Raw genomic sequence first — 23473 nt, 5'->3', positions numbered from 1 at the left:
TTTCTAATTGGATTTTTTATTAAAAAAAAGGTAAAATAACTTTATATGCGTAACTTTTGGTTTAAATTTTGGACATTCATTCTAGCAGTTTTAATTTTCATTGGCTGCTGGTTGTTTTTATTTAGCCAAAATCACGATTACTTAGTAAAATTTACTCCACAGTCTGCGGAGATTTATTTTAATTCCCAAACACAAATCATTAACAACCTCGAAACGGCTAAAAAGGACTATTTTTTTAATTGGTTAACTGACCGAAGTGGTCTGGCTTCTGATACTTGGAAGAACATTCTAACTAAAAGCTCTAAACAAATCAGTTTCTTCACTATTAATGGTCAGATTTTTGCTTTAACTAAGGAAAACGAAGATTTAACAGACTATCTGAATCAATCAAACGTTCGTTATTTACAGCAAGACAAACATATATATATTCCTGAATTAAACATTGATCAACTAAACTTAGAAAAAACAGAGTGGTTCAATCAAATAAAACCTAAATTTTACTTTAATTCATTTTACATCTACCTCAAAAAACTCAGTTTGCTAAACATTCCATTCACTTTTGATGCTGAAACAAATCAACCACTTTTAATTCAAGGTAAAAATAAAAATAACTTAGTAACGTTGACAGTAAATGACAATATAATCACCAAAAATCATAAAATTGTTCCTATCTTATCAGTCCCAAAGGATTATATCTCTATAATTAACGGCATTGAGCTTAAAAACCTAGACCAAAACGCTGAATTCAAACCAGAGAACATTATGTTTCATATCTTGAAAAACATTTCTGGTCCATTTGTTCTAGAAAACCAACCCGGAATGAATGTTCTCACTATAGATAGTCAAAAAAATGACCTAAGTGAGCTCCAAAAGCAAATTTCACAAATCCTGGCCTTTATCTATCCAAGTAAAGTAACCAAAACTTTACCAGACTGGTCTGTTGCAACTCAATTCATAGCTGATCCAAATTATTGGCAGTTTGAGCAGGATGAACAAAGTGAACAAAGTGAACAAATTGATACTACACAGACATTTCGTATAAACAAACAAAATCAGCCATTTAAATTAAAAATTGACGCCAATGATAATAAGCTAATCATCATTTTTCAAAATGGGATTGAAGAACCAACACAATCAGAGCAAGTTGAAATAGGGCCTCTACTCAAAAAATGTTCAAAGTTTGGAAATAAATCCTATATCATGATTAATCCAAAACAGTTCCCTTCATTAAACCAACTGAAACAAATAACCGTTGCGAACAAATCCTTTAATCGAACAACTATTTGTATAGACTAGTGTATACAACCATGTGGATAACCCAGAGAAATCCACAAAGTTATCCACAGCACTGAACACATATTTTATACAGTAAAAGTGTGTTTTTTCTTTAATTTTAGTATAATGCGCTTTAATTAGAGGAAAATGGGCAGTGTCTCTTGACCATGCTTTTTCATAATGATATAATATGAATGTAAGGAAAGGTCAACGTATCAATTCTTACAAAATGTTCATTCGCTCTTTCCCCACAATTTAACTCAAATCCACAATTTGGGAAATTCACTCTACAACATCTATCTACTTTTCTTTTTCAAAATCCGTCCCATAAAGTCTTAGGACTACCACCCAAAAAAACAAAAACAAAATTAAAACAGGAGATCCGTAAAAGGCTCTCTCCAAAGAAGGGTTAACAGATGTTTCTCCAACGTCTCAAAGCGTATTGTGCTTTTCGAGGATAGTATCTTCTATCAGCTATCTTCAAAGCCACAACACAAGGGGCGCTACTCTTAGCGCAAGCCGCCATAAAATCTTACATTAGGGCGCGAACTCTTGCGCTAGACTCACAAGAACGGCAATTCATACATTGCCGTTCTTTCAATTTTAAATAAATCAAGCTAAACTATAATAATCAAAAACCTAACCCATGTTATCCTATTTCGCCTTATTTCACCCTCTAAAGTCATATGACCATTTGGAATACATTTGCCAAAACTAATCCCTATTATTATATCGATACCAACTATAAGGGTAGCGAGCCTAGGTTTTGGCAAAACGGAATAAAACAATCTTCATTAATCATGGAATATGTTGGCAGTAACCTACAACAAAAGAGATTTGTTTTGGAATTTGGTTGTGGTGTAGGTCGTGTTTTATTACCAATGGCCAATAACTTTGAACAAGCTATTGGTGTTGATATTTCCTCAGAAATGCTAAAACTACTAGCCCAGCAGGCACTTAAACAAAACAAAAACAACATTGAGTCTTATTCAATTACCGAAAACTGGCATCAACATAAATTCGACCTAGTTTATTCAATTTTAACCTTTCAACATATTAAAGACTATCACATTATTGAAAGCTCCATTCAACAAATAGCCGATTGCTTAAACAAAAAGGGAATTGCCTACCTGCACTTTGATACTCGACGAACCAATTGGCGTTATAAATTAAAAAATAGATTACCAAACTGGCTACTACCCAAAAATAATCAACCAGGAATTCGTAGAATCCGTAGAGATCGAAAAGATTTAGTTAAACTGTTCAAAAAAAACAAACTAAAACTTATCAAGGAACTAAACCCCAACTCTGCTCACAATTTCTTTATTCTGAAAAAATAAATACCCCACTATCCCCAAAGTCATCCCGGACTACGATCCGGGATCTCCTCAACTTCACAGATTCCGGGTCAAGCCCGGAATGACACGGAAGGGGGTGGAAATAAAAAAGCTCTGATTGTCGAAATCAGAGCTTTTTGAATTTATGATATAATAAACCATATGGGAAAAATCGAATTAAAACAGCTACTAATTGCTTGCCTTGTTTTTTTAATTGTCACCAGTCTGCCAATTATTGCTTACACGATTCAAATGAAGTTCACTACTCAGGCACCATTGGGTAATTGGGCAGAACCCTGGCAAAACACTTGCGAAGAAGCTTCTATCGTGATGGTCGATGCTTTTTATAATAATAAAACATTATCCTCCACAGACGCTCAAAATCAATTACAAAATATTTTAAATATTAAAGAGCAATATTTTGGTAAATCCAAGGACGAAAACGCCGAACAGGTAGTTACTTTAATAAACAATTATTTAAACTGGGAAGCAAAGTTGGTAAATAATCCGTCTGTCGAATTAATAAAGAACGAAATTGATAATCAACGGCCAGTAATTATACCAACCTACGGAAAAGCACTAAAAAATCCGAACTTTTTGAATGGTGGATCTAATTATCACATGATAGTAATTTCTGGCTATGACGAAAACTCAAAAACTTTTATCACACAAGAGCCCGGAACCAGCCATGGCAATAACTATCCGTATTCTTATTCTGTTTTAATCGAAGCAATCCATGATTATCTGCCCAACGGCCAAACAAAAAATGGAGCACCAGTAGCTATTTTTACCAATCCCCAAATCAAGGATTCAGGTTCAACTGACGGAGATCAAGACGGATTAAAAAAGTCACTCGAACTGATTTACAAAACTAGTTTAATTTCTAATGACACTGACAAGGATGGTTATTTAGATAAAGAAGAGGTTGACAGCGGCTATTCTCCAACTGTAGCGGAATTAAAACTTGAATTTGGCAGTTTGATTCGTTCAGCTAAGAGTGGTAAAGTATATTTAATGGAGAATAAAACTAAGCGACATGTCCCAAATTTAGAAACTATGAACCAAAATGGTTGGAACTGGGGCCAAGTGATTACTGTTAGTGAAACATTCTTAAATAAATTCCAAAATGGACTTTCAATTAAATAATTTATAATTATGTCCCCTATGAAAAACCAAATTCTTAAATACTTCCGATTACCGGAAACTCATCCCACGGCAGACGAACTTTTTGAAAAAGTTAAAAATGAAACTCCTGATTTGAGTAAACAAGCTTTCTTAGATCAGCTCGCTGACTTAGAAAAACAGGAAAGATTAAAAGTAGTAATTGATTCTGATAATCAAAAACATTATCACACCAGAACTGATCGCCATTTTCATTTTATTTGTACTGTATGTGGTAAAGTTAAAGATATTACTCTTGATGACGGTGCCGTAGCCATGATTGCTGATCACGTAAACCAAAAAGTTAAATCTTTTGGCCGGGTTTCAACTATTAATATGAGCTTTGAAGGGCCGTGTCATGAGTGTGAGTAAAAAAACAATAATTAATAGTAAATAATAAATGAATACTTTATGAAAACACTTGAAAATCTCACCAAGGCTTTTGTTGGTGAATCACAAGCGCGTAATCGCTACTCTTTTTATGCCAAGGTTGCTAAAAAAGAAGGTCTTGAACAAATAGCTGGCATTTTTATGGAAACTGCAGAGCAAGAAAAGGTTCATGCCAAAAGATTATTTGAACATATTCAGGAAGTCAAAGGCGAACAGGCGGAAGTCATCATTGAAACTGGAGCGCCAACGGTTTATGGCACAACGATTGAAAACCTGAAAGCTGCCATTGCTGGTGAAAATCATGAACACACTGAAATGTATCCTGAATTTGCCAAAACTGCAGACGAAGAAGGTTTGGATAAAATCGCCAAACGTTTTCGTTCCATTGCCGTCGCAGAAAAACATCACGAAGAACGTTACAAAAAATTATTAGCTGAAGTAGAAGCCGGTACGGTACACAAAAAACAAAATGAAACTGTTTGGATCTGCCGTGAATGCGGTTACACTCACACTGGCAACGAAGCACCAGAAATGTGCCCAAGTTGCGACCATCCACGAGCTTATTATCAAGTTCAGTCAGAAAATTATTAATAACTGATTACTGACTGTACTGATTTACTGATTACCGTAGTAGTTATATTATCAGTATATCAGTAGGAATCAGTACTCATTTTTATATGCCTCAATTAAACGCTATCTACAAATGTAATGTCTGCGGAAATATAGTTGCCATGGTTCACGGCTCACAGGGAGTACTAGTTTGCTGCGGACAGAACATGGAATTAAAATTTGAAAACACCCAGGACGCAGCTGAAGAAAAACATGTTCCAGTTGTTGAAAAAACTGACACCGGTTTAAAAGTCAAAATCGGAGAAGTTCCTCACCCAATGGAAGCTGATCATTATATTGAATGGATTGAAGTTTTAGCTGACGGAAAAGCTTACCGGCAATTCTTAAATCCAGGTGATCAACCTGAAGCTGAATTTTGTATTCAAGCTGAGCAGTTTGAAGTGAGAGAGTATTGCAATTTACATGGACTTTGGAAAAAATAAACAAACTAATTGATTAGTAAATTAAGCTTACTCCACATATTAAAAAACCGCCTCGAGCTTTGTCGAGAGGCGGTTTTGGTTTTTATATTGAAGGTGGTTGAAGTGCCTTTTCAAACGCCTGTTGCACTTCAACAGACATCACAGTTTCCAAGGAAAGCCCCAAAGGTACCAAAACATTTTTGCATTCCCCGAGACTCCCCCGGCCTAAATTCTTGATTTTCAATAAATCCCTATCGTTTTTAGTAACTAAATCGCCTACGTAACGAATATTACCATTCCTCAAACAATTGTAAGTTCGCTGAGAAAGCTCCAACTCTTCAATTGGTCGAACATACTGAGCTAATAGAGCAAACGCTCCTTCTGACAAATCGGTCTGTGATTCTGCTTGCGCTGGCTCTTCCTTTCCTTCTTCTTGGAGATCAGGCATTCGAGCAACCATCCTTTGAAGAAGGTCCAGCCCGTTCCTACATTTTGCTTCTTCTAACTGCAAAACCCTGATCATAATCTGCTGCAAAAAAACAGCATCGTGATCTGTCATAACTAAATAAGAAGCAACAGATTGATAATTGAGCTGAACAGGGCTCAAAACCATGGTACCGGATTTAGTTAAAGAAAAAAAACGACACTTTTTCCGCTCAACCATAGTATATACTGCAGAAAAGACTTTACTCACACTCAATTTCTTTTGCTCAGGATCTGCTACAATTTCGCCCAAAACCTCTTCCAGCATCATGACATCAAAACTTTGATTTAGGATTTCACACTCATTTTCCCGTAAAGTTCGGATCCAATATTCACCAGTAATGATCATTTTTCCCTCCTTATCATAATTACCAACCTTGGCTAATGCCTTAGGTCAATAGCTTACCTTAACTAAATATTTGATGTCTGTCAACACCAAATAAAAAAACTGCTCTAATATGACAGAGCAGTTTATCTTGACTTTCTGCTAAATACTCTCCAGAAGCTAAACCTTGTGAATCTTTTTTGGGCATTTTGTACAGCGCGTGCTTTAATTAAACTATATTGCTCGCTTCGACTTAGTGGCCTCACATACTTCTCAAAGAAAAGTAGCTCACTACCTTCTTTGAATTCCGAAATTTTCTCTTCCACTTGGTCCTTCACCATACGCCCACCTCCTAACGAATCTAGCTTATCATACTCAAATACATCATTCAAGTGAATTAAGCGATTGACAAAATATAAATTATATTCAATAATGAAAAAGCCTTATTACCCCTTGTAATTAGCTCGGAAATGAGTTATACTTCCTTTATAAATCAATTAAAATCATATGAAGAAAAAAGAACTAGAACAAATCAAACAAAACCTGCTTGAACAGAAAGCTAATCTCGAATCGGAATTATCTAAATTTGCTAAACAAAACCCCAATAATCCAGAAGATTACGAAACTCAATTTGAAGATATTGGCGATGATGAGACTGATAACACTTCAGAAGTAGCGAAGTTTGGACTTAATTTAACATTGGAAAAAACTCTGGAAAAATCACTGCGTGATGTAAATAAATCATTGGCCAGAGTTAATGGTGGTGATTATGGAACTTGCAAATATTGTCAAAACGAAATCAACTTTAAACGACTTATGGCGAGACCAACTTCCGGAGCTTGTATTTCTTGCAAAACAAAATTAAAATCTCTATAAAATGCGCGCTATAAAAGTTTGTAGCTTAATAATCGGAATAGCCATTATTAGCTTTGACCAGATAATTAAATTTCTAGTGTCAACTAAAGTCCCTGATTCAGGGATTTTTGTATTAGGATCAACGATTAAAATAGAAAATGTGCTCAATCAAAATATTGCCTTTGGCTTTGCACTACCTACAATTTTAGTTTTTGTTTTAATATTAGTTGCCTTGGTTTTAATTAGTTGTTTATTAATGCAAGCAAGAAAACAAAAACAATATTTTGACTCAATTCTTTTATCAATAATGTTTTACGCAGCAGTTTCAAATTTAATTGACCGAATATTTTTAGGGGGAGTGGTTGATTATTTATCCATTACCATTTATAATTTTACTTGGCCGACCTTCAATCTCGCAGACTGCTTAATTGTTGTGGCCTGTATAATATTTATCTTAAATCAATTTAAATCTAAAAATTATGCAAAATAAAATAGTGTTTTCTTTATTGCTTTTTTTCTTTATTGTTTTTTTGCCCTTATCCACAACCATCGCCGCTGATACTGAAAAAACAATAGATGTTTATACTTTCACACAGAAAAGTTGTCCATACTGTGCTAAAATTCTTTCACTATTGGAAACCCTGAAACAAGAGTATCCAGAAATAAAAGTTCACGAGTTTGATCTAAAATCAAATCCTGAATATTTTTCAAAATTTCAGGAATTTGCATCTGTTTACGAAGTAGGCATTTCCACAGTTCCTACAACTTTTATTGGAGAGCGGGCAATTTTAGGTTATCGAGAAAATGATGTTCGCAATAATATTGACTTTTGTTCCTTGCCAGTAAATGATTGTGTTAACCCAGAACAGTTTGTAAAAAAAGAACTAGAAACTAGAGATTACTACAACAACAAGAACAACCCACCAGTCACTTCTACTGGCAAATCGCTTCTTGGCTGGGTCGTGGCCATTATACTCGTTGTCTTCTTTGGATTTATACTTGTTATTAAAATACTATAATCAGATAAAATAATAAGCTCCGCATGGCGGAGCTTTTTTGATTACTTTAATTCAATCCCCAGAGACTTTTCCGTAATCTGAAGGAGTGCTACTCCATTCAGGCATAAAAATCCAAAGTACAATATAGGCGACTACGCCGGTTCCATAGGCTAAAGCCAAACCAACGACAATCAACCGAACCATCCAGGTTCTTAGTCCTAGAAAATAAGCCAATCCAGCGCAAATTCCCGCAATCCAACCATCGCTAGTGATTCGCTTAAGACGTTTTTTCCTGACTTGCCCCACATACTCTGCAGCCTTCTCTTTCGCTTTGTCAATCTCGCTCAGTGGTACTCTAGCCATGTTTTCCTCCTCCAAAAAGTTACGGTTCAATTAAAATATATTAATGAAAAATTTTGACTTTGTCAAGCTTAATTAGTAAACTACTATAACATCACAATTATCAATTACTCAAATCCTAAACCCTAAGCAACTACAAATCTATAAATAGTTAAAATTTACTTTAGCTTTTTGAACTTGTAGCCTTTAAGTTTATTTAGAATTTAGAAATTGATCCATTAGTTAATTATTAATATTATGTTTACTAAAGTAAACTCCTGCGCCAATACTGGCCTCAACTGCGAATTAATTGAAATTGAAACTGATCAAATAAGAACTGATCAGACTAAGTTTGTAATTGTTGGATTACCTGACACAGCTATTCAAGAAGCAAGGGAGAGGGTCCGCTTAGCTATAAAAAATAGTGGGTTCAAAACTCCACGCTACAAAACAATTGTCAATTTAGCACCAGCAGATCTACGCAAAGAAGGACCAGCTTACGATTTAGGCATTGCTCTGTCAGTTCTAATAGCCACTAATCAAATTGTTTGCCAAATCGAAAGTAGTATTTTTGTGGGGGAGCTGGCCTTGAACGGAAATGTACGTCAGACAAATGGAATTTTGCCAATTACTATTTTTGCCAAGGAAAAAGGTATAAAAAATTTATTCATTCCCAAAGATAATGCAGATGAAGCCAGCTTAATTTCCGGCTTAAATATTTATGCTGTAGAATCATTGTCCGACGTTGTGTTACATTTACAAGGAACTAAACCATTGACCACTGTAAAACCAAGGTTAAACATAAATCTAGAAATAGAAGCTCCTTCAGAAATAGACATGTCTTTTGTCCATGGCCAAGAGCAAGCTAAAAGGGCTCTGGAAATTGCCGCCTCCGGAGCACATAATGTTTTGATGAGTGGACCTCCAGGTTCAGGCAAAACCCTGCTTGCCAGATCTCTGGCCTCAATTTTACCAGCGATGAGCGAAGAAGAAATTATAGAAGTTACCAAGATATATTCAGTGGCGGGATTATTGCCAAAAGACAAAGCAATCATTCGCCGCCGACCGTTCAGATCTCCACATCACACAAGTTCAGGGGTTGCCCTGGTCGGCGGCGGCAGAATCCCAAGTCCTGGTGAAATCAGCCTGGCCCATCGTGGTATTCTATTTTTAGATGAATTTCCTGAATTTACTCGGCAAGTATTAGAAAATTTACGACAACCACTTGAGGACGGAACTGTTTCTATTTCCCGAGCTCATGGAACCTTAAGTTTCCCAGCGAACTTCACGTTAATTGCCAGTCAAAACCCTTGCCCCTGTGGCTATGCTTCAGACCCAGAAAAAAATTGTACCTGTACAACAAATCAAATTCTAAATTATCAAAAAAAGATCTCCGGTCCAATTTTAGATCGCATTGATCTACACATAGAAGTCCCTAGAATCAATTTTGAAAAAATGCAAAGCACTGCACAAAATGAATCGTCCGCCACAATTCGCCAACGGATAGAAAAAGCCTTGGAAATACAGGCTCAAAGATTTATGCAAACAGATTTAAAATATAACAATGAAATGCGTGCACAAGATGTAAAAAAATATTGCCCCCTTGACCAACCCTCCATTGATTTGCTAAGGTCAGCTATGAACCAACTACATTTATCGGCAAGAGCTTATCATCGCATCCTAAAAGTCAGTCGCACTATTGCTGACCTTGAACAAGCTGAAAAAATAAGCTCCAAACATATTGCTGAAGCTTTACAATATCGTTCTTTAAGTTAAAAGTAAAACTAAGTTTTTGTATTTGCTCAAAATATACGAGGAGGATTCATGACAATAAAGTATCAGGATTTTAAAAATGGGGCAAAAGTTCGTTTCAAAAAAGATTATTTTGACAGAGCCTCTTTTGCAATCGAAGAACCAGATATTCCATCACTCGCCAGTGAAAATGATACTGGAACCATTACCAAAGCAAGTAACAATCTTACCACCATCACACTTGATAAAGGTGGTTTTGTTAGACTCTTCAAGTCTGTTGGTGGAACGATCGAACCCTGGGAAAAAGATGATGTGCTAGAAATCCTTTAAAATTATGCAAACCAAAAACGAGCACCATTGCTCGTTTTTTTTTATTTTTTGAATTGTACTTTATGAACTTTTAACTTTAAAACTTTCAACTACTTAACATACGACAACGGGTTCTTTTTCCCACCACTAACAATTACTTCAAAATGGATATGCGAACCGGTAGACCAACCAGTAGATCCCATCGCTGCTATGGTTTGTCCCTTTACTACGGAATCTCCCTTGCTAACATATAATTTACTAGCATGAGCATAACGAGTTTTAGTACCATTTCCATGATCAATCATGACATTATATCCATAACCATTAGACCAACCAGAATAAGTCACCTTACCAGACTCTGACGCATAAAGTGGAGTCCCCTTGGGGCCAGCAATATCCAATCCGGTATGACGCCAACTATAATATTGGGAAATACGACGAACTGATGTTGGCCAAAGCATACCAGAACTGACAACGTTCTGCGACGGAGGAATAAACAATTTACTAATTGGCGAAACTGATGGAACAGAACCTGCATAAGATGGCTTACTAATATAAGGTGAGATTTTCTTCCCACCTGCAATAATGAGATACTGTCCAATCTTGATATCATTTACATCAAATAAATTATTATAGCTAACAATCTTTTCCGACTCAACATTATATTTTTTAGCAATTGACCCAATATTTTCACCCCTTGATACCTTGTGAGCGATTCCACTTGTTGGTAAAATTTCCAAGTCATCCCCTGGTCTAATTAAACTCCGTACCCCTAAATTATTTTGCCATAGAATAGTCTCCACGCTTATATTAAATTTTTCAGCAATTGCAGAAACGGTTTCTCCAGGCAACACGGTGTATTCTATTATTCTGGATCGTGATGGCGTTGTTACTTGTGGTAAATCTTCAATTTTTATTGGTTCGATAATATTCGGTTTAACAACTGCGGCACCACCTTCCGTTATGGTTGAAAACTCTGTAACTAACTGATCACTCGCCAAAATATCTGATTCTGAACCGCCAGAACTGCCAACAGATGCAGTATTATCTAAATAACTTAAAACTTGATCACTTGTCTCGACAATCTGAGTTTCTTCTGTTAGCTCTTCCATCAATTCTTTGGTCACAACCGAATATATAATTGTCCTTTCACCAAAATTACCTTCTCTTAATTCTTGAGCATTAATGCTGTTAACAACTACCGCAAGGCCAATTACCACAATTACAACATGAACCAAATAAGTCTTGTTTAAAATATAATACACCTTGCTATGAGCTGGTGCATATATATTTAGAACTTTGTATTTGAAAATATAAAACAATCTGTAAACAGGAAAAAATAAATACCTAAAAACACCCTTACCGATCGTTTCAAAAAAACGAGTTATAAATTTGCACCTAGCAAAAACACTTCTGCTTAAAGTAGCAAATCCTCTAAAAAATCCAGCTAATATTTTTATAAAAATTCTTTTTATTTGCATATATTGACCTTTCCAAAATAGCAAATATTCTCTATTCAGTCAATGAATTATTTACTTATAAATATAGGCATTTGTCACTTTTTTTGCTAAAAATAAGCTAAATAGTGATAATTACTATTGCATTGTATGGAAAAATAATGTAGAATGAGGTATGATATTGTTAGATTTAATTATTTAATTATAAAATCAAAAATAAAACTTGTTCTTTGTATGTCTAATAGACACCTAGCGCGCACAATCGCGCTTCAAACTTTATTTGAATGGGACTTTAAGGGCCAGGAAAAAAAACTATTGGATGAAATTATCCAATACAATTATAAAGCCTTTGCCCCAGAATTTAACGACCATTCATTTACTGACAAAATTATTAAAGGCGTAACTGGAAATCAAAAAAGCATTGATGGGTATATTGCCAAATACGCCCCCGAGTGGCCACTGGACCAAATCACTAATGTTGATCGTAACATTTTACGTATTGGTATTTATGAATTAGTAATGGATCCAGACATCCCTGCCAAAGTAGCTATTAATGAAGCAATTGAAACTGCAAAAGCTTTTGGCGGTGAATCATCAGGAAAATTTGTTAATGGAGTCTTGGGTTCAATTTATAATGACCTCGGACCAATGGATAAAACAGAAGACAAAGAAATATTACCAGACGAAAAAGAAGCCCCAAAGAAAATAAAAAAATCTGATCCTGAAAAATAAATTATGCTTTAACAGAAAGCAGTAATTAGTAAACACTTACTTATGTTTTCTAATTACTGTTTTCTGTTCTTTTAAACATATGGAAAAAAAACTTTCTAAAATCGAGAAAAAGATTGGAACCAAGTTCAAAAACAAGGACTTGTTAAAACAAGCTTTTGTCCACCGGTCATATCTAAATGAACACAAAAGTTTTGAGTTGGACCATAACGAAAGATTAGAGTTTTTAGGTGATGCAGTTTTGGAATTAGTTGTAACTGAAAACCTATATAATAATTATCCCAATCCAGAAGGAGAGCTAACCAATTGGCGCGCTAGCTTGGTCAATAGTAAAATGCTATCCACTATCGCCAATGAAATTGATTTTGAAAGTTGCATGTTTCTGAGTCGAGGTGAACAAAAAGATACTGGCAAAGCTCGACAATATATTTTAGCGAATGCTATGGAATCTATAATCGGAGCGATTTATCTTGATCAAGGTTGGGATCAGGCAAAAATTTTCATAGAAAGATTTATTCTTTCAAAACTACCTGAGATATTAGACAAAAAATTGTACCTTGACCCAAAAAGTAATTTTCAAGAACTTGCTCAAGAAAAAGTTGGTATTACTCCGAACTATAAAGTACTATCAGAAACTGGACCTGACCATTCAAAAACATTTGAAGTTGGCGCATATTTGAAAAATGAATTAGTCTCCAGTGGGACTGGATTAAGTAAACAGGAAGCGCAAGAAGATGCCGCTCGCAATGCCTTAACAGAGAAGGGTTGGGGTTAAAACAATACCCAATACACAATGCCCAATAAATAATACTAGTTTTTAATTATTGAACATTTTCGGCCCGTAGCTCAGCCCCAAAGGGGCCCCTTCGGGGTTGGTCAGAACGTCCTGATAGCCATCGGTAAGATCTCAAATTAAAATCCGGTACACCTTGAGGGCCCGTAGCTCAGTTGGTTAGAGCGCTTGCATGGCATGCAAGAGGTCGCTGGTTCGACCCCAGTCGGGTCCACCATGTAGTACATGCCACGCATGACTACATGGTAAACCACTCCCTTAGCAAAAGGATTACTCCGCTCTTTTAAAAACAAAAACATATTATGCAGTTGTAGCTCAATGGATAGAGCACTTGGCTTCGGACCAAGGGGTTGCAGGTTCGACTCCTGCCAGCTGCACCATGAAGTACATGACCTTACGTCATGACTTCATGGTAAACCATAATCAACTTAATTATGGTTTGCCATGAGGATTTTTCATTATTAAACATTCCTATGTTTTTTGTATATGTCCTAAAAAGTCAAAAAGATTCCTTGTTGTATACAGGTTTTACTCCTAATGATCCACATGAACGAACACGAAGACATAACAATGGCTTAGTTCAATCAACAAAACCCAGGATTCCTCTTGATTTAATATATTTTGAAGCCTATACTAATGAACAAGATGCAACTAGAAGAGAAAACTATTTGAAAACTACAGCCGGAAAAAGAGCCTTAAAACATATGCTAAGAAAAACGCTTCAGTCTAATAATTAAAACAAAGATTACTCTAAAGTCATAAAAATATATATTAAAGAATTTACTTAAAATAGGGTTTACCCTGAAGTCATAGAAAAATATATCAATAAATAATTTGTATCTTTTTCTATGTACTTCAGGGCGCATAGCTCAGTTGGTAGAGCACTTGGCTCTTAACCAAATGGTCGGAGGTTCGAGTCCTCCTGCGCCCACCAAAAGAAATTGACGTAAGTCAATTTTTTTTGTTTAAAATAGAAAAGATCTCTGTGCTATTACACAGAGATCTTTGTGTTAAATTATGCGGCCTTTTTCCGCGAAGTAGTCTTCTTTTCCTTTTTCGGAGCCACAATCGAACCTCCACTCGGTTGTGTTTTTAAACTACCAACATACTTCATTAACGTAGCTGCTAGTCCCTCAAAACTGCCGCTAGAACCTCCACCTGAAACAACCAAGGTATCAGGTACAATCTTAGTTCCAGCTTCAGCCAAAGCCTGAACTGCATTAACCATAGCAGTTTCCATCTGCCCCAAAGCCTCAACCTGCTTCTGATAAGACTCACCCTTCGCTAGACCAATATCTCTGGTCTTTGAAGCTTCAGCTGCACCAACCTCACTAATGAACGTCGCCTCACCATCGGCCTGCTTCTTTCTAGCGCTGGCTTCATTCTCCTTAATGTTAATACTAACTTTGGAACGAGCCAGTTCAGCCTGCTGATCAGCAATTCCTCGCTGTCGCTCAGTTTCAATTCTCTGGACCTGAGCTTCGGTTTGCTTTTTGAACGTCTCAATTTCCTGATGAGCAATCTCACGCTGAGTCAAAACTTTAACCATATCAGCGGGTAATACCACGTCCTGAATAAACACTCCCTTAGTTTCAATTTCATATTGAGCAAGTTGCGTTTTGATATGTTCAAAAGCTTCTTCCTGCACTTGCTGACGAGTCTCAATGAACTTAATCGCTGGAATACTTTGCAATTTATCACGAAAATGGTTACCCACGGCCGCCTGCAAAACTTCATTAACCAAATTCTGAATCGTTCCCACAATTGAAATAACTTTCGGAGCCTTGGTGTCAGGCACATGAATCTGAACTTGCAGATCCAGTTTAAATATAAATCCTTCACGACTCTTGGCTTCAATCTGACACAACCTAGAATCAAGATCATGAGCATCAGAAGTAGCATTAGCCCAGTTCAAAGTAAGAATGTAAGTCTTCACAACCTCAGCTTCATAGCAACGTGGATTGATCGGATACTTACCTGTCCGAAGCGGATAACTCCAAATACCCTGACAGCCTGGACGTACCAAAGATCCAAACTTGAACTCATGACCAGAAATATCCTTGCTGGGGCGACCAACATAAGCTTTGATAACAGCAACTTCACCCTGCTGAACAACCAACATGGGAACCCTTTCTACACTAATCAAGAACGGATTAAAGTTGTACGCACCGTACAGAATTGGATCATGCTGAAGACCAATTCTACCACCAAGATCTAAAAACTTTTGGAAATTTTGATAGTTATCATGTTGCTCATTCTGCGTACCCAGAACCTTCTCAATAATTTCTTTATCATCCAATTCTGCATCACTATAATCAATCTCAGAAAAATCACCAATCCGACCAGCAATGTCACCAGCGGACAGTGGTTTTCCTTCATAAGTGGTAATAACGCCAACCATATCAACTACTTTTCGGTTCTGTTCAATATGATTGTGATGATCCATTTCATTACGAGGACCAACCTCAATTTTTTTCGGCCGAATAAGCACAACGTTCAACTGATCCGGCTCCAGTCCAAAATCCTCAACCTTAAGGTTCTTTTTATTTTGCATTGCTGTATCAACTGGAACACCGTAAACACGACACTTAGTAAGAACTAGAAATCCTAACGGATGAACCGGGGCCAAAGTACCTGGCGGGAGTACGGGACGCTGAACACCTTTTTCACCACCATTTTCAACAAACCCTTTCAAATTACTAAAGTTACCAAATACCTCTTTGTAAATACCTGATTTTGCATCGAGAGGCAAAGGTTTTCCCACTTGAGAAATAACTACACCAACTTCACCAGCTGGAACCTGCACCCAAGGATGCTTTTCAACTGTAAATACCGGCCAGAACTTAAATCGCCAACCTGGCATCAGTAGTTTCGCTTGAAAACCAGCCTCACCGAGAAAAGCTACCGGACAATCATCCTCGGTTTTACGACCGGTCAAACTAAAGTTTTTAGTCACCAATCCAATTTCATTTGGCTCAATAAAGTGCACCGAACGAAAAACAACAAATGCAACCATCAAAAGAAAAACACTCACTACGATTAAAAAAATCATTCCAATAGATAACATAACCTTCTCCTTTCAGCAAAGTTCAAATTTTATACATGCATCCATAGCAAAACAACAAGCCGAGAACTAGCAATATAAATTCCTTCATAAAACCCTCCCTACTCAGCATCAGCGTACAACCATCGCCAAAAGTTTTGACGTGATTCAAAATATTCGCAACGCCCATCATTATTTACGTCATGACAATTTGGATGTTGCTGATATGAAAATACTTTCTGCCCACCAAATCCAACTTTATATGACTTAACTTTACCATCATACGGATCTCTGGCGGTAGGCAAATCCTGTACCAGACAAAAATGATTGTACCAACAATCTCTTCTTGGTGAATGAAACTCGGCATTCTGAAAATGCTTACAATCTGTACAAACCGCAAACGGCGCTTCCTCTTCTTGACTAGGGAATTCAATGATATTATTATCACTCATGATTATCTCCTCAATATTTTTGATTGTTAATGTTCAATCTTTTCGATTGTAATTTCATTGTACGCCTAGTTATCTCGCCTGTTAATACTGTCGTGAATATTTGACAAATGTTTACATTTCATGTAAAATTATTATGTTAAGGACTGAATAATATCCAGTCCCTACGTCAAATATTCATAATTAAATTAAAAAATATGAAATTAAAACAACTTTTCTCTCTCTTTAATCTGCGTGATGTTGAACTTCATCTGTACGAAACACTTCTCCATGGCGGAACTCTTAGTGCCAGTCAATTGGCCAATAAAGCCAAATTTAGTCGAACGGCCGTTTATGACTTATTAAAAAAGCTGATTGAAACTGGCTTAATCAACGAAACCAGACATTTAGGTGTAAAAATGTTTGCTGTTGAGCCCCCAGAAAAAGTTGAACTCCTTTTGCAAGAAAAAAAAGAGCAGCTTGAATTGGCACAATCAAATTTAACTGAATTTAAAAAAAGCTACCAAGAAAAAGGTAAACAAAAAAAACCTTCTTTGCTAATGTTTGAAGGTCAAAGAGAAATGCAACAAATGATTAAAGATGTTCTTTTATACCGAGACATCTCAGTCCAAATTTACTGGCCAGATAAAGAAGTAATAGAAATGTTTGAAATTGAATTTATGGAAAAGTATCATAAAGAACGAATTGCTCGCAATATAAAAGTTGAAGTTTTACGTCCAGAATCAGAAATAAAAGATGCTCAGCAGTACGAATTTCTTAATGTGGGAGAAAATTACTTACGTGAAGTCAAAATTGCCCCGAAGGAAATGGATTTTAAATTTGGCTATGCAGTTTACAAAGATACCGTTCGATTTATTTCCTTAACTAAAGATCACTTTGGATTTTTGGTAGAAAGTCATGAACTAGCTGAACTGATGAAAGCTCAATTCAAGGTTATTTGGAATCAATCTAAATCAATCAAGGGATAGCTATTTTCACAAAATCGACTTTAGTAATGTAATTTTTTATTACGACGAAAACATGTTAAACTATAGACAATATTATGAAACACTTTATTGCAATCGTAGGGAACATTGGCGCCGGCAAAACTGCAGTTTCTAAAAAACTAGCTCAACATTTTGATTGGGAACTATATCAAGAGCCTTTTCAGGAAAATCCATACTTACAAGATTATTATAATGACATGACCAAGTGGGCATTTAAATGTGAAACTTTTTTTCTTGGTAGAAGATTAGAAGATCATATTAATATATTAAATAACAAAAATTCCACTATTCAAGATCGTTGTATTTATGAAGGTGCTGAAATTTTTGTTAAAAATCTTTATTTGAGTGGTCACTTGAATGAAACCGATTGGCAAAATTACAATAATCTTTATCAAGCTATTAAAAAAACAATAACTCCGCCAACGCTAGTCGTTTATGTGAAATCTTCCACAGAACGCTGTCTAAAAAACATTAATAAAAGAAACCGAAATGTGGAATTTCATATGAATAGTGATTATATTTCTAATTTAAACAAACTTTACGAAAAATGGATCGAAAATTTTGATATTTGCCCAATTTTAATTGCTGATGGTGACAATAATGAATTTAAGTATAGTGATCAAGACTTTTTAGCATTAGCAAATCAGATTCAGACAGTATTGACAACTGAGTAATAATATTCTAAGTTTATATATAGCTAATCAATAGCTATTGTACCTTTTTAACCTAATTTAGGAGGTTTCATATGAGTGAAAACACTCAACAGCAAGAAGAAGCAATGGGAAAACCCATTCCCGCTCTACCATTGAAGGAAATGGAAATTCGTGGTGTGGTCAATGGCACAGAATCTGAAATGGAAGTGTGCCAAACGTACGGCAATGAATTAGACAAACCAGTAGAAGCAATCTATGTATTTCCATTGGTAGACGAAGCCAGCGTACTTGGCGTCACCATGCAAATCGGTGACAAGCGTATTGAGTCTGAACTTCGAACCAAACAAGAAGCACGCGATGAATACGAAGAAGCGCGCGACGATGGACATCATGCTGCTCTATTAGAGCAGGAAAGACCGAACATTTTTACCATGTCTGTGGCAGGAATTGAACCAGGTGAAACTATCAGTGTGACTGCGCGCTATTTTGCGCCGGTTTCCTGGCAGGATGATGGCGGTCGATTCAGTGCTCCTCTGGTTGTGGCGCCACGTTTTATTCCCGGAGTTCCTAAAGATGGCGAACCTCAAGGCGACGGCTGGGCTCCGGATACTAATTTAGTTCCTGATGCCAGTAAAATCACCCCGCAGGTTGTTGAAGAAGTCAGCTACAAAGCTTCGCTTGAAATCTTTCTCACTCCCGGCTTTCCGGCAACCATTGAATCTCCTTCCCATCAAGAACTGATTGAAGCCACTCAACTTGAAGGCAATGGCACACATCTGATCAAGGCAGAAAATCTGCGCATGGATCGGGATATTGTTATTACTTACAAGACCACGGCCAAGCAGCCCAATCTGAAAGTTGATAACACGATCGTTACTGTTGGAGAAGGGGAAACAGAAGAGTTTACCCTGCTGCAGTTAACTGCAGGACTGGATCAAACTGCTACTTCACCAATCGAAGTTATGCTTTGCCTGGATCGCTCCGGTAGTATGAGCGGACCTAAAATAGAAGGTCTCAAAGTCATTACCAGAAAACTGCTAGAAAAATTCAGAGCTTCCACTCGGCCAACCAAAGTTGGTATTATGATCTTTGATTATGAAGATCAATTTGAGCTACTTGTTCGTTTAAGTGAAGTCACTGAAGAACATTTTTCTTGTTTAAAAAATTTCAATAGCCGTGGAAGTACTTACCTTGGCCAAGCTCTAACCCAATGCATGAAACAGTTTGATATTCCAGCTAGAGGCGATAATATCGAACGCTGTGTCATTGCTGTTTCAGATGGTCAAACTCATGATGATTCCTACGTCAAAAAGGCTGGAGTGCGCGTTCACACTATTGGCATTGACAGCGCCGTCAATAATGATACCTTAAAAAGCTTTGCCAAAGAATCTGACGGTCAAAATGAATGTGTTCTGCCCGGTGAAGACTACACAGCCGTGGCTAACCAAATGGCTAACCTGGCCTCAGGTCCGGTGATCCAGAACATCAGCATTCTTGAACTACCTGATGACGCAGAAATGATTGGGTCTACCAGCTTATTCAGCAACCGACCGGCCACAATTGCTATTCGCAGCAAAAAATTCGAACCTCGCCGGTTGATTGTTCAAGGTCAAGGAGTTGATGGACAAACCCACGAATGGCCGCTAGCTGTGCCGGAAGAATCAACTTCTGATATGGGCTCCTGGATGTGGGCCAAAATGAAAATGCGCGAACTTACGGATGACAAAGCAAAAACTGAACTGTCATTGCGTTACGGCATTATTGGTCCGACAACCTCATTTGTGGCAGTGTCCTACAAAGACATTCCCGGTGAAAAACCGGAAAAGGTTGATATTCCCGTACTACTGCCCCATACTTGGGATTACGATGCTACTTTTGGTAGCCGCAGTATGGCTGGTGCCGCTATGATCGGCATGTTAAGTAGCCGACGCTCCACAGTTGATAACATGAAATTCTTTTCTGGTGGAGTCAATCTTCAGAGACAAGGTCTTACGCCCAGTGGCGGTGAGATGCACTCCCTTGATTCCATTGATGATGCATCTGAAAGCTTTTGCGATGACATCCGATATTTAAGTGGTGAGCTGAGATTACCGGATGAGTACGAAGATCCCCTTCAATTGCCCTCCCCACCTCAGCAACTAACCGACAAGCCCACTCTTTTGCAACAAGCTGAAGACCTGAAGGCCAAACTGGAAAAACACACAGACAGATCTGTTACTGACAAACTATGGATAGTCTTACAGATGGGATTAACAACAGAAAAATTCACAGATTGGCCAGAAATACAACTTTCCAGTTTGTACAACCTACTGGTTGAACTGCGAGCTTATGGTTACACTACGACTATTCCAAGTGAGCTCATTCAACAACCAACTGAAGAAATGGCTTTAGCTCTATGGACACTAGCGGAGCAAGGCTTGGGTAAGGCTACAGCAATATCTACATAAACAACACACCCCGCTGTTCGCGAACAGCGGGGTTTTTATTTCGACTTGACAATCAGTTAAAACTTTAGTAAATTAACATATTCCAATGTTCATTTTCTAAGGAGGTTGAGATGGAAATCACAGTTGAAGTTAATTCACAAAAAATCTGTTTTTACTCTACAGGTGAAAATGAAAAGACTTTTCACAAAAGGGGAGACCGTTCCAATCGCGGTCTTTGGCTAATTTCCAAACCGCGTGGTAAAAAGGGTCCTTTGATTCTAGGTGAAGCGATTTGCTGCATTAATTTACAAGCTATGGCCGCATATATCGAGCCTTCCCATGTAAATATTATTAATCACAGTGATACCCAGAATTCAGTCCGCGTCCACTGGATTGGATCCAATAATTACGGTTTTATTGGCAAAGTTACCATGCTTAAAGAATAAATAGTTACAACCAGCTCAAAGCGCTGGTTTTTTCGTCCCGAAGGGACCACTTTGTTGTAATTTTAGACAATAATTAATTTTTTGGCAAAAATGTAAATAAATTTTGTGTTCAATAGTCCACACATTAAACTAATTTTAGCCAATAAAGTTAGCTTGACAAATCAATAGATCTTTGCTATACTAGTAGTAGGAGAATTCAAGGAGTGTCTTTCCACAAAGGAATGGCGCTCCTTTTTATTGATAAGCTAAAAGTGTTGAGTAATTTAACTCTTTACCCACCACTATCACTTATTAATCACTAATTAATAAAATAAATATGACACCACTCAAACAACAACAAAAACGACAAAAATGTGAGGTTTATACCCGAGTTGTCGGCTACTTAAGTCCTGTTCATCGCTGGAACAAGGGTAAAAAATCAGAGTTTTTAGACCGTAAAACTTTTAATGTTGCCAGATAAGTTTTGCCAGACAAAAGTTTTTTGCTAAGATATAAAAATAAATATGCACTGCCATACTAAGTACTTGTCTTATTCCTGGAACGCCCAGGCTAAGGCAAAAATAAAAAACAACAAGCTATACAAAAAAGCTCAAGATGAAAAATCCTGGCTTAATGTTTTTAGTTATGTTTTTATATCATTTATTCTTGTAGTTACGACGGCCTCTGGTCTACGTTTAATAGAAAAAAATTTATTTACACCAACTACTAATCCCAATAACCCGCTTGCTTTGAAAATTGTTATGGCAGCAGAGTTATCGAATCAAGCAAACCTTTTTTATCAATCACTTGACACGGTAAATATTAAACCCAATCAAGCTTTTACTTTTAATTTAAGTTACAAAAACGAGGGCACATCTACCTGGACAAAAGAATCTGTTTACTTAAAATCAATGTCCACTGCCCTAAAATTTCGGCATAACTTTTGGCCAGACGCCTTTCACCCCGCGCAACTTCAAGAAGAAGAAGTTAACCCAGGTGAAACTGGAACATTTAAATTTGCGCTACAAGCTCCAAAAAATATAAATGAATATGTGGGTAAGTTTGTTTTAGTTAGAGATAATATAATGATCAGTGGCGGTACTGTAGAAATCTCTATGAACGTTGTTAACAATCCGGAAGACTATTCAACCGCCAAAAATACTACCCAAGAAGAAGTAGCACAGACTGAACCAGAAACAGTAGAAACTAAACTAAAAGCTGTTTGTACACTCAAGCTAAATATTGCTAGTGTAGACGCTGGTTTGGATAATGTTACCTGCGCAGAACAATTTGATATTGAAGAAAAAGGGCCAAACATTGAAGTTGGTATTTTAAATACAGATAATTTCATTAGAATAAAAAACAGTAAAGCCTGGCAAGTCTATGATGAAAATGATATTTTATTAGCCTCTGTGCCAGCTGATACTATTTTACAATTCAATTATATAAATGCGAAAGGTGAGTATGTTTTTGATTTTATTAATAAAACTGTAAGAACAAAAACTAATTTATACTTAAGAAATTCTAATCATGGAATATTTACGATTACCAGCCTTGATGATATTCCGACTTGGAACAAAACACTCAACTATAATCAATTCACAGGTGATTTACATTTAAATTATTATGAACCAAAGGACAGAACTTGGTTAATTGAAATTTTACCTCTGGAAAGTTACTTAAAAGGTATTAAGGAAACTTCTAACTCTGATCCTATCGAATATCAAAAAGCAATGATAATTGCTGCTCGAACTTATGCGCTTTATCATTTAAATAAATTTGAAGTAGAAGACAGTTTTTTTGATGTATACCCAGATGAAAGAGATCAAGTTTACAAAGGTTATGTTATTGAATCCATAATGCCCAATCAAATGAAAGCAGTAAAAGAAACTGAGGGGGTGGTATTAACTCATAATAGTGAAGTCATAATTGCTTATTACTCTGCGCAGAGCGGAGGGCAGACAACTAACATAAACAACCTTCCATATCTAAACACAGTAAAAACGCCGTACAGCGCAAAATATGGCAAATGGGGGCATGGCTACGGCATTGATCAGGTCGACGCAAAAGCAAGAGCAAAACAATTAAACTGGACCTATGATGAAATTCTAAATTATTATTACAAAAATATTGATATTGAAAAAATATATTAACCTCGTTTGGTTCACTGGTTTAGTGGTTGAAAAAACTCAACTGATAAACCAGTCAACTAATTAAACAAAGTTGAACTGATATAAATAACAACGCCCCAGAGGGG

At 36.7% G+C, this 23473-nt stretch carries 25 protein-coding genes and 3 tRNA genes; 23 read left to right on the top strand and 5 right to left on the bottom strand.

The features are described from left to right. Positions 1-45 precede the first annotated feature (45 nt). The 6 genes from HN643_02085 (at position 46) to HN643_02060 (ending at position 5215) form a co-directional block, all read left to right on the top strand. A complete protein-coding gene (locus tag HN643_02085) occupies positions 46-1296 on the top strand; it encodes a hypothetical protein (protein ID MBT7500434.1) in 1251 nt (416 codons plus the stop codon). A gap of 665 nt (positions 1297-1961) precedes the next feature. Further along, positions 1962-2615, top strand: a complete 654-nt coding sequence (locus tag HN643_02080; protein ID MBT7500433.1) for a class I SAM-dependent methyltransferase — start codon at positions 1962-1964, stop codon at positions 2613-2615. 159 nt (positions 2616-2774) lie between these two features. Continuing rightward, positions 2775-3758 (top strand): hypothetical protein, encoded by a 984-nt coding sequence (locus tag HN643_02075; protein MBT7500432.1) that lies wholly within the window; start codon positions 2775-2777, stop codon positions 3756-3758. Positions 3759-3776: 18 nt separating this feature from the next. Next, entirely contained in the window at positions 3777-4145 is a 369-nt protein-coding gene (locus tag HN643_02070) for a hypothetical protein (protein MBT7500431.1), read from the top strand. Between the two features lie 39 nt (positions 4146-4184). Further along, positions 4185-4754: a rubrerythrin family protein gene (locus tag HN643_02065; protein MBT7500430.1), complete on the top strand. Its 570-nt coding sequence runs from the start codon at positions 4185-4187 to the stop codon at positions 4752-4754. A gap of 86 nt (positions 4755-4840) precedes the next feature. Beyond that, positions 4841-5215, top strand: a complete 375-nt coding sequence (locus HN643_02060; protein MBT7500429.1) for a desulfoferrodoxin — start codon at positions 4841-4843, stop codon at positions 5213-5215. 82 nt (positions 5216-5297) lie between these two features. Here HN643_02060 and HN643_02055 read toward each other — a convergent pair whose 3' ends face one another. Further along, positions 5298-6026: a hypothetical protein gene (locus tag HN643_02055; protein MBT7500428.1), complete on the bottom strand. Its 729-nt coding sequence runs from the start codon at positions 6024-6026 to the stop codon at positions 5298-5300. Positions 6027-6509: 483 nt separating this feature from the next. Between HN643_02055 and HN643_02050 the strand changes: the two genes are divergently transcribed. From HN643_02050 to HN643_02040, 3 genes are read left to right on the top strand one after another with little or no spacing between them, the layout of a single operon-like run. Next, the gene (locus HN643_02050) at positions 6510-6878 is read left to right on the top strand and encodes a TraR/DksA family transcriptional regulator (protein MBT7500427.1); all 369 of its coding nucleotides are present in this window, start codon (positions 6510-6512) and stop codon (positions 6876-6878) included. A gap of 1 nt (position 6879) precedes the next feature. Then, complete coding sequence (lspA, locus tag HN643_02045; protein MBT7500426.1) at positions 6880-7347, top strand: signal peptidase II; 468 nt, start codon at positions 6880-6882, stop codon at positions 7345-7347. Then, a complete protein-coding gene (locus HN643_02040) occupies positions 7337-7876 on the top strand; it encodes a glutaredoxin (protein ID MBT7500425.1) in 540 nt (179 codons plus the stop codon). Before lspA ends, HN643_02040 begins: the two co-directional genes overlap by 11 nt. A 51-nt stretch (positions 7877-7927) precedes the next feature. Here HN643_02040 and HN643_02035 read toward each other — a convergent pair whose 3' ends face one another. Beyond that, positions 7928-8218 (bottom strand): PspC domain-containing protein, encoded by a 291-nt coding sequence (locus HN643_02035; protein ID MBT7500424.1) that lies wholly within the window; start codon positions 8216-8218, stop codon positions 7928-7930. Positions 8219-8452: 234 nt separating this feature from the next. Between HN643_02035 and HN643_02030 the strand changes: the two genes are divergently transcribed. After that, positions 8453-9970 (top strand): YifB family Mg chelatase-like AAA ATPase, encoded by a 1518-nt coding sequence (locus HN643_02030; protein MBT7500423.1) that lies wholly within the window; start codon positions 8453-8455, stop codon positions 9968-9970. 48 nt (positions 9971-10018) lie between these two features. Further along, on the top strand, positions 10019-10276 hold the full coding sequence (locus HN643_02025; GenBank protein ID MBT7500422.1) for a hypothetical protein: 258 nt from the start codon (positions 10019-10021) through the stop codon (positions 10274-10276). 89 nt (positions 10277-10365) lie between these two features. On the opposite strand, the gene HN643_02020 is transcribed toward HN643_02025, so the two are convergent. Then, positions 10366-11736, bottom strand: coding sequence for a M23 family metallopeptidase (locus HN643_02020; GenBank protein MBT7500421.1), 1371 nt, complete (start codon positions 11734-11736; stop codon positions 10366-10368). A 210-nt stretch (positions 11737-11946) separates the two neighbouring features. On the opposite strand from HN643_02020, the gene nusB reads away from it, so the two are divergent. The 6 genes from nusB (at position 11947) to HN643_01990 (ending at position 14168) form a co-directional block, all read left to right on the top strand. Next, a complete protein-coding gene (gene nusB / locus HN643_02015; protein MBT7500420.1) occupies positions 11947-12444 on the top strand; it encodes a transcription antitermination factor NusB in 498 nt (165 codons plus the stop codon). A gap of 79 nt (positions 12445-12523) precedes the next feature. Next, positions 12524-13216, top strand: a complete 693-nt coding sequence (rnc, locus tag HN643_02010) for a ribonuclease III (protein MBT7500419.1) — start codon at positions 12524-12526, stop codon at positions 13214-13216. A gap of 158 nt (positions 13217-13374) precedes the next feature. Beyond that, positions 13375-13451: transfer RNA gene (locus HN643_02005), tRNA-Ala, on the top strand. An 87-nt stretch (positions 13452-13538) separates the two neighbouring features. Beyond that, positions 13539-13614 (top strand) — tRNA-Arg (locus tag HN643_02000). A 93-nt stretch (positions 13615-13707) separates the two neighbouring features. Beyond that, positions 13708-13971 carry a GIY-YIG nuclease family protein gene (locus HN643_01995; protein MBT7500418.1) on the top strand — a complete coding sequence of 88 codons (264 nt, stop codon included), beginning with the start codon at positions 13708-13710 and terminating at the stop codon, positions 13969-13971. Between the two features lie 121 nt (positions 13972-14092). Further along, positions 14093-14168: transfer RNA gene (locus HN643_01990), tRNA-Lys, on the top strand. Between the two features lie 81 nt (positions 14169-14249). Here HN643_01990 and HN643_01985 read toward each other — a convergent pair. Together HN643_01985 and HN643_01980 are read right to left on the bottom strand one after the other, a co-directional pair. Next, positions 14250-16301, bottom strand: coding sequence for a hypothetical protein (locus HN643_01985; GenBank protein MBT7500417.1), 2052 nt, complete (start codon positions 16299-16301; stop codon positions 14250-14252). A gap of 98 nt (positions 16302-16399) precedes the next feature. Next, complete coding sequence (locus HN643_01980) at positions 16400-16729, bottom strand: hypothetical protein (protein ID MBT7500416.1); 330 nt, start codon at positions 16727-16729, stop codon at positions 16400-16402. A gap of 194 nt (positions 16730-16923) precedes the next feature. On the opposite strand from HN643_01980, the gene HN643_01975 reads away from it, so the two are divergent. The 6 genes from HN643_01975 to HN643_01950 all read left to right on the top strand — a co-directional run bounded on the left by HN643_01975 (position 16924) and on the right by HN643_01950 (position 23369). Beyond that, positions 16924-17694 (top strand): hypothetical protein, encoded by a 771-nt coding sequence (locus HN643_01975; GenBank protein MBT7500415.1) that lies wholly within the window; start codon positions 16924-16926, stop codon positions 17692-17694. 74 nt (positions 17695-17768) lie between these two features. Further along, on the top strand, positions 17769-18386 hold the full coding sequence (locus tag HN643_01970) for a deoxynucleoside kinase (GenBank protein MBT7500414.1): 618 nt from the start codon (positions 17769-17771) through the stop codon (positions 18384-18386). Between the two features lie 71 nt (positions 18387-18457). Beyond that, complete coding sequence (locus tag HN643_01965; GenBank protein ID MBT7500413.1) at positions 18458-20812, top strand: VWA domain-containing protein; 2355 nt, start codon at positions 18458-18460, stop codon at positions 20810-20812. Between the two features lie 110 nt (positions 20813-20922). Continuing rightward, positions 20923-21237, top strand: coding sequence for a hypothetical protein (locus HN643_01960; GenBank protein ID MBT7500412.1), 315 nt, complete (start codon positions 20923-20925; stop codon positions 21235-21237). A gap of 316 nt (positions 21238-21553) precedes the next feature. After that, on the top strand, positions 21554-21697 hold the full coding sequence (locus HN643_01955) for a hypothetical protein (GenBank protein ID MBT7500411.1): 144 nt from the start codon (positions 21554-21556) through the stop codon (positions 21695-21697). A 43-nt stretch (positions 21698-21740) separates the two neighbouring features. After that, complete coding sequence (locus HN643_01950; GenBank protein MBT7500410.1) at positions 21741-23369, top strand: SpoIID/LytB domain-containing protein; 1629 nt, start codon at positions 21741-21743, stop codon at positions 23367-23369. Positions 23370-23473 lie beyond the last annotated feature (104 nt).

It is taken from the genome of Candidatus Falkowbacteria bacterium, assembly GCA_018674305.1.
Classification (GTDB): Bacteria; Patescibacteriota; Patescibacteriia; order UBA11705; family JABHMO01; genus JABMRF01.
This window is presented reverse-complemented; position numbering and strand designations above follow the sequence as displayed.

What these genes read in the sequence shown, in the direction of transcription:
- HN643_01970 (MBT7500414.1), top strand. Translation starts at nt 17,769, where the DNA reads ATGAAACACTTTATTGCAATCGTAGGGAACATTGGCGCCGGCAAAACT.
- HN643_02080 (MBT7500433.1), top strand. Translation starts at nt 1,962, where the DNA reads ATGACCATTTGGAATACATTTGCCAAAACTAATCCCTATTATTATATC.
- HN643_01965 (MBT7500413.1), top strand. Translation starts at nt 18,458, where the DNA reads ATGAGTGAAAACACTCAACAGCAAGAAGAAGCAATGGGAAAACCCATT.
- HN643_01995 (MBT7500418.1), top strand. Translation starts at nt 13,708, where the DNA reads ATGTTTTTTGTATATGTCCTAAAAAGTCAAAAAGATTCCTTGTTGTAT.
- HN643_02025 (MBT7500422.1), top strand. Translation starts at nt 10,019, where the DNA reads ATGACAATAAAGTATCAGGATTTTAAAAATGGGGCAAAAGTTCGTTTC.
- lspA (MBT7500426.1), top strand. Translation starts at nt 6,880, where the DNA reads ATGCGCGCTATAAAAGTTTGTAGCTTAATAATCGGAATAGCCATTATT.
- HN643_01960 (MBT7500412.1), top strand. Translation starts at nt 20,923, where the DNA reads ATGGAAATCACAGTTGAAGTTAATTCACAAAAAATCTGTTTTTACTCT.
- HN643_02030 (MBT7500423.1), top strand. Translation starts at nt 8,453, where the DNA reads ATGTTTACTAAAGTAAACTCCTGCGCCAATACTGGCCTCAACTGCGAA.
- nusB (MBT7500420.1), top strand. Translation starts at nt 11,947, where the DNA reads ATGTCTAATAGACACCTAGCGCGCACAATCGCGCTTCAAACTTTATTT.
- HN643_02075 (MBT7500432.1), top strand. Translation starts at nt 2,775, where the DNA reads ATGGGAAAAATCGAATTAAAACAGCTACTAATTGCTTGCCTTGTTTTT.
- HN643_02085 (MBT7500434.1), top strand. Translation starts at nt 46, where the DNA reads ATGCGTAACTTTTGGTTTAAATTTTGGACATTCATTCTAGCAGTTTTA.
- rnc (MBT7500419.1), top strand. Translation starts at nt 12,524, where the DNA reads ATGGAAAAAAAACTTTCTAAAATCGAGAAAAAGATTGGAACCAAGTTC.
- HN643_02050 (MBT7500427.1), top strand. Translation starts at nt 6,510, where the DNA reads ATGAAGAAAAAAGAACTAGAACAAATCAAACAAAACCTGCTTGAACAG.
- HN643_01950 (MBT7500410.1), top strand. Translation starts at nt 21,741, where the DNA reads ATGCACTGCCATACTAAGTACTTGTCTTATTCCTGGAACGCCCAGGCT.
- HN643_02040 (MBT7500425.1), top strand. Translation starts at nt 7,337, where the DNA reads ATGCAAAATAAAATAGTGTTTTCTTTATTGCTTTTTTTCTTTATTGTT.
- HN643_02070 (MBT7500431.1), top strand. Translation starts at nt 3,777, where the DNA reads ATGAAAAACCAAATTCTTAAATACTTCCGATTACCGGAAACTCATCCC.
- HN643_01975 (MBT7500415.1), top strand. Translation starts at nt 16,924, where the DNA reads ATGAAATTAAAACAACTTTTCTCTCTCTTTAATCTGCGTGATGTTGAA.
- HN643_02065 (MBT7500430.1), top strand. Translation starts at nt 4,185, where the DNA reads ATGAAAACACTTGAAAATCTCACCAAGGCTTTTGTTGGTGAATCACAA.
- HN643_02020 (MBT7500421.1), bottom strand. Translation starts at nt 11,736, where the DNA reads ATGCAAATAAAAAGAATTTTTATAAAAATATTAGCTGGATTTTTTAGA.
- HN643_02055 (MBT7500428.1), bottom strand. Translation starts at nt 6,026, where the DNA reads ATGATCATTACTGGTGAATATTGGATCCGAACTTTACGGGAAAATGAG.
- HN643_02035 (MBT7500424.1), bottom strand. Translation starts at nt 8,218, where the DNA reads ATGGCTAGAGTACCACTGAGCGAGATTGACAAAGCGAAAGAGAAGGCT.
- HN643_01985 (MBT7500417.1), bottom strand. Translation starts at nt 16,301, where the DNA reads ATGTTATCTATTGGAATGATTTTTTTAATCGTAGTGAGTGTTTTTCTT.
- HN643_02060 (MBT7500429.1), top strand. Translation starts at nt 4,841, where the DNA reads ATGCCTCAATTAAACGCTATCTACAAATGTAATGTCTGCGGAAATATA.
- HN643_01955 (MBT7500411.1), top strand. Translation starts at nt 21,554, where the DNA reads ATGACACCACTCAAACAACAACAAAAACGACAAAAATGTGAGGTTTAT.
- HN643_01980 (MBT7500416.1), bottom strand. Translation starts at nt 16,729, where the DNA reads ATGAGTGATAATAATATCATTGAATTCCCTAGTCAAGAAGAGGAAGCG.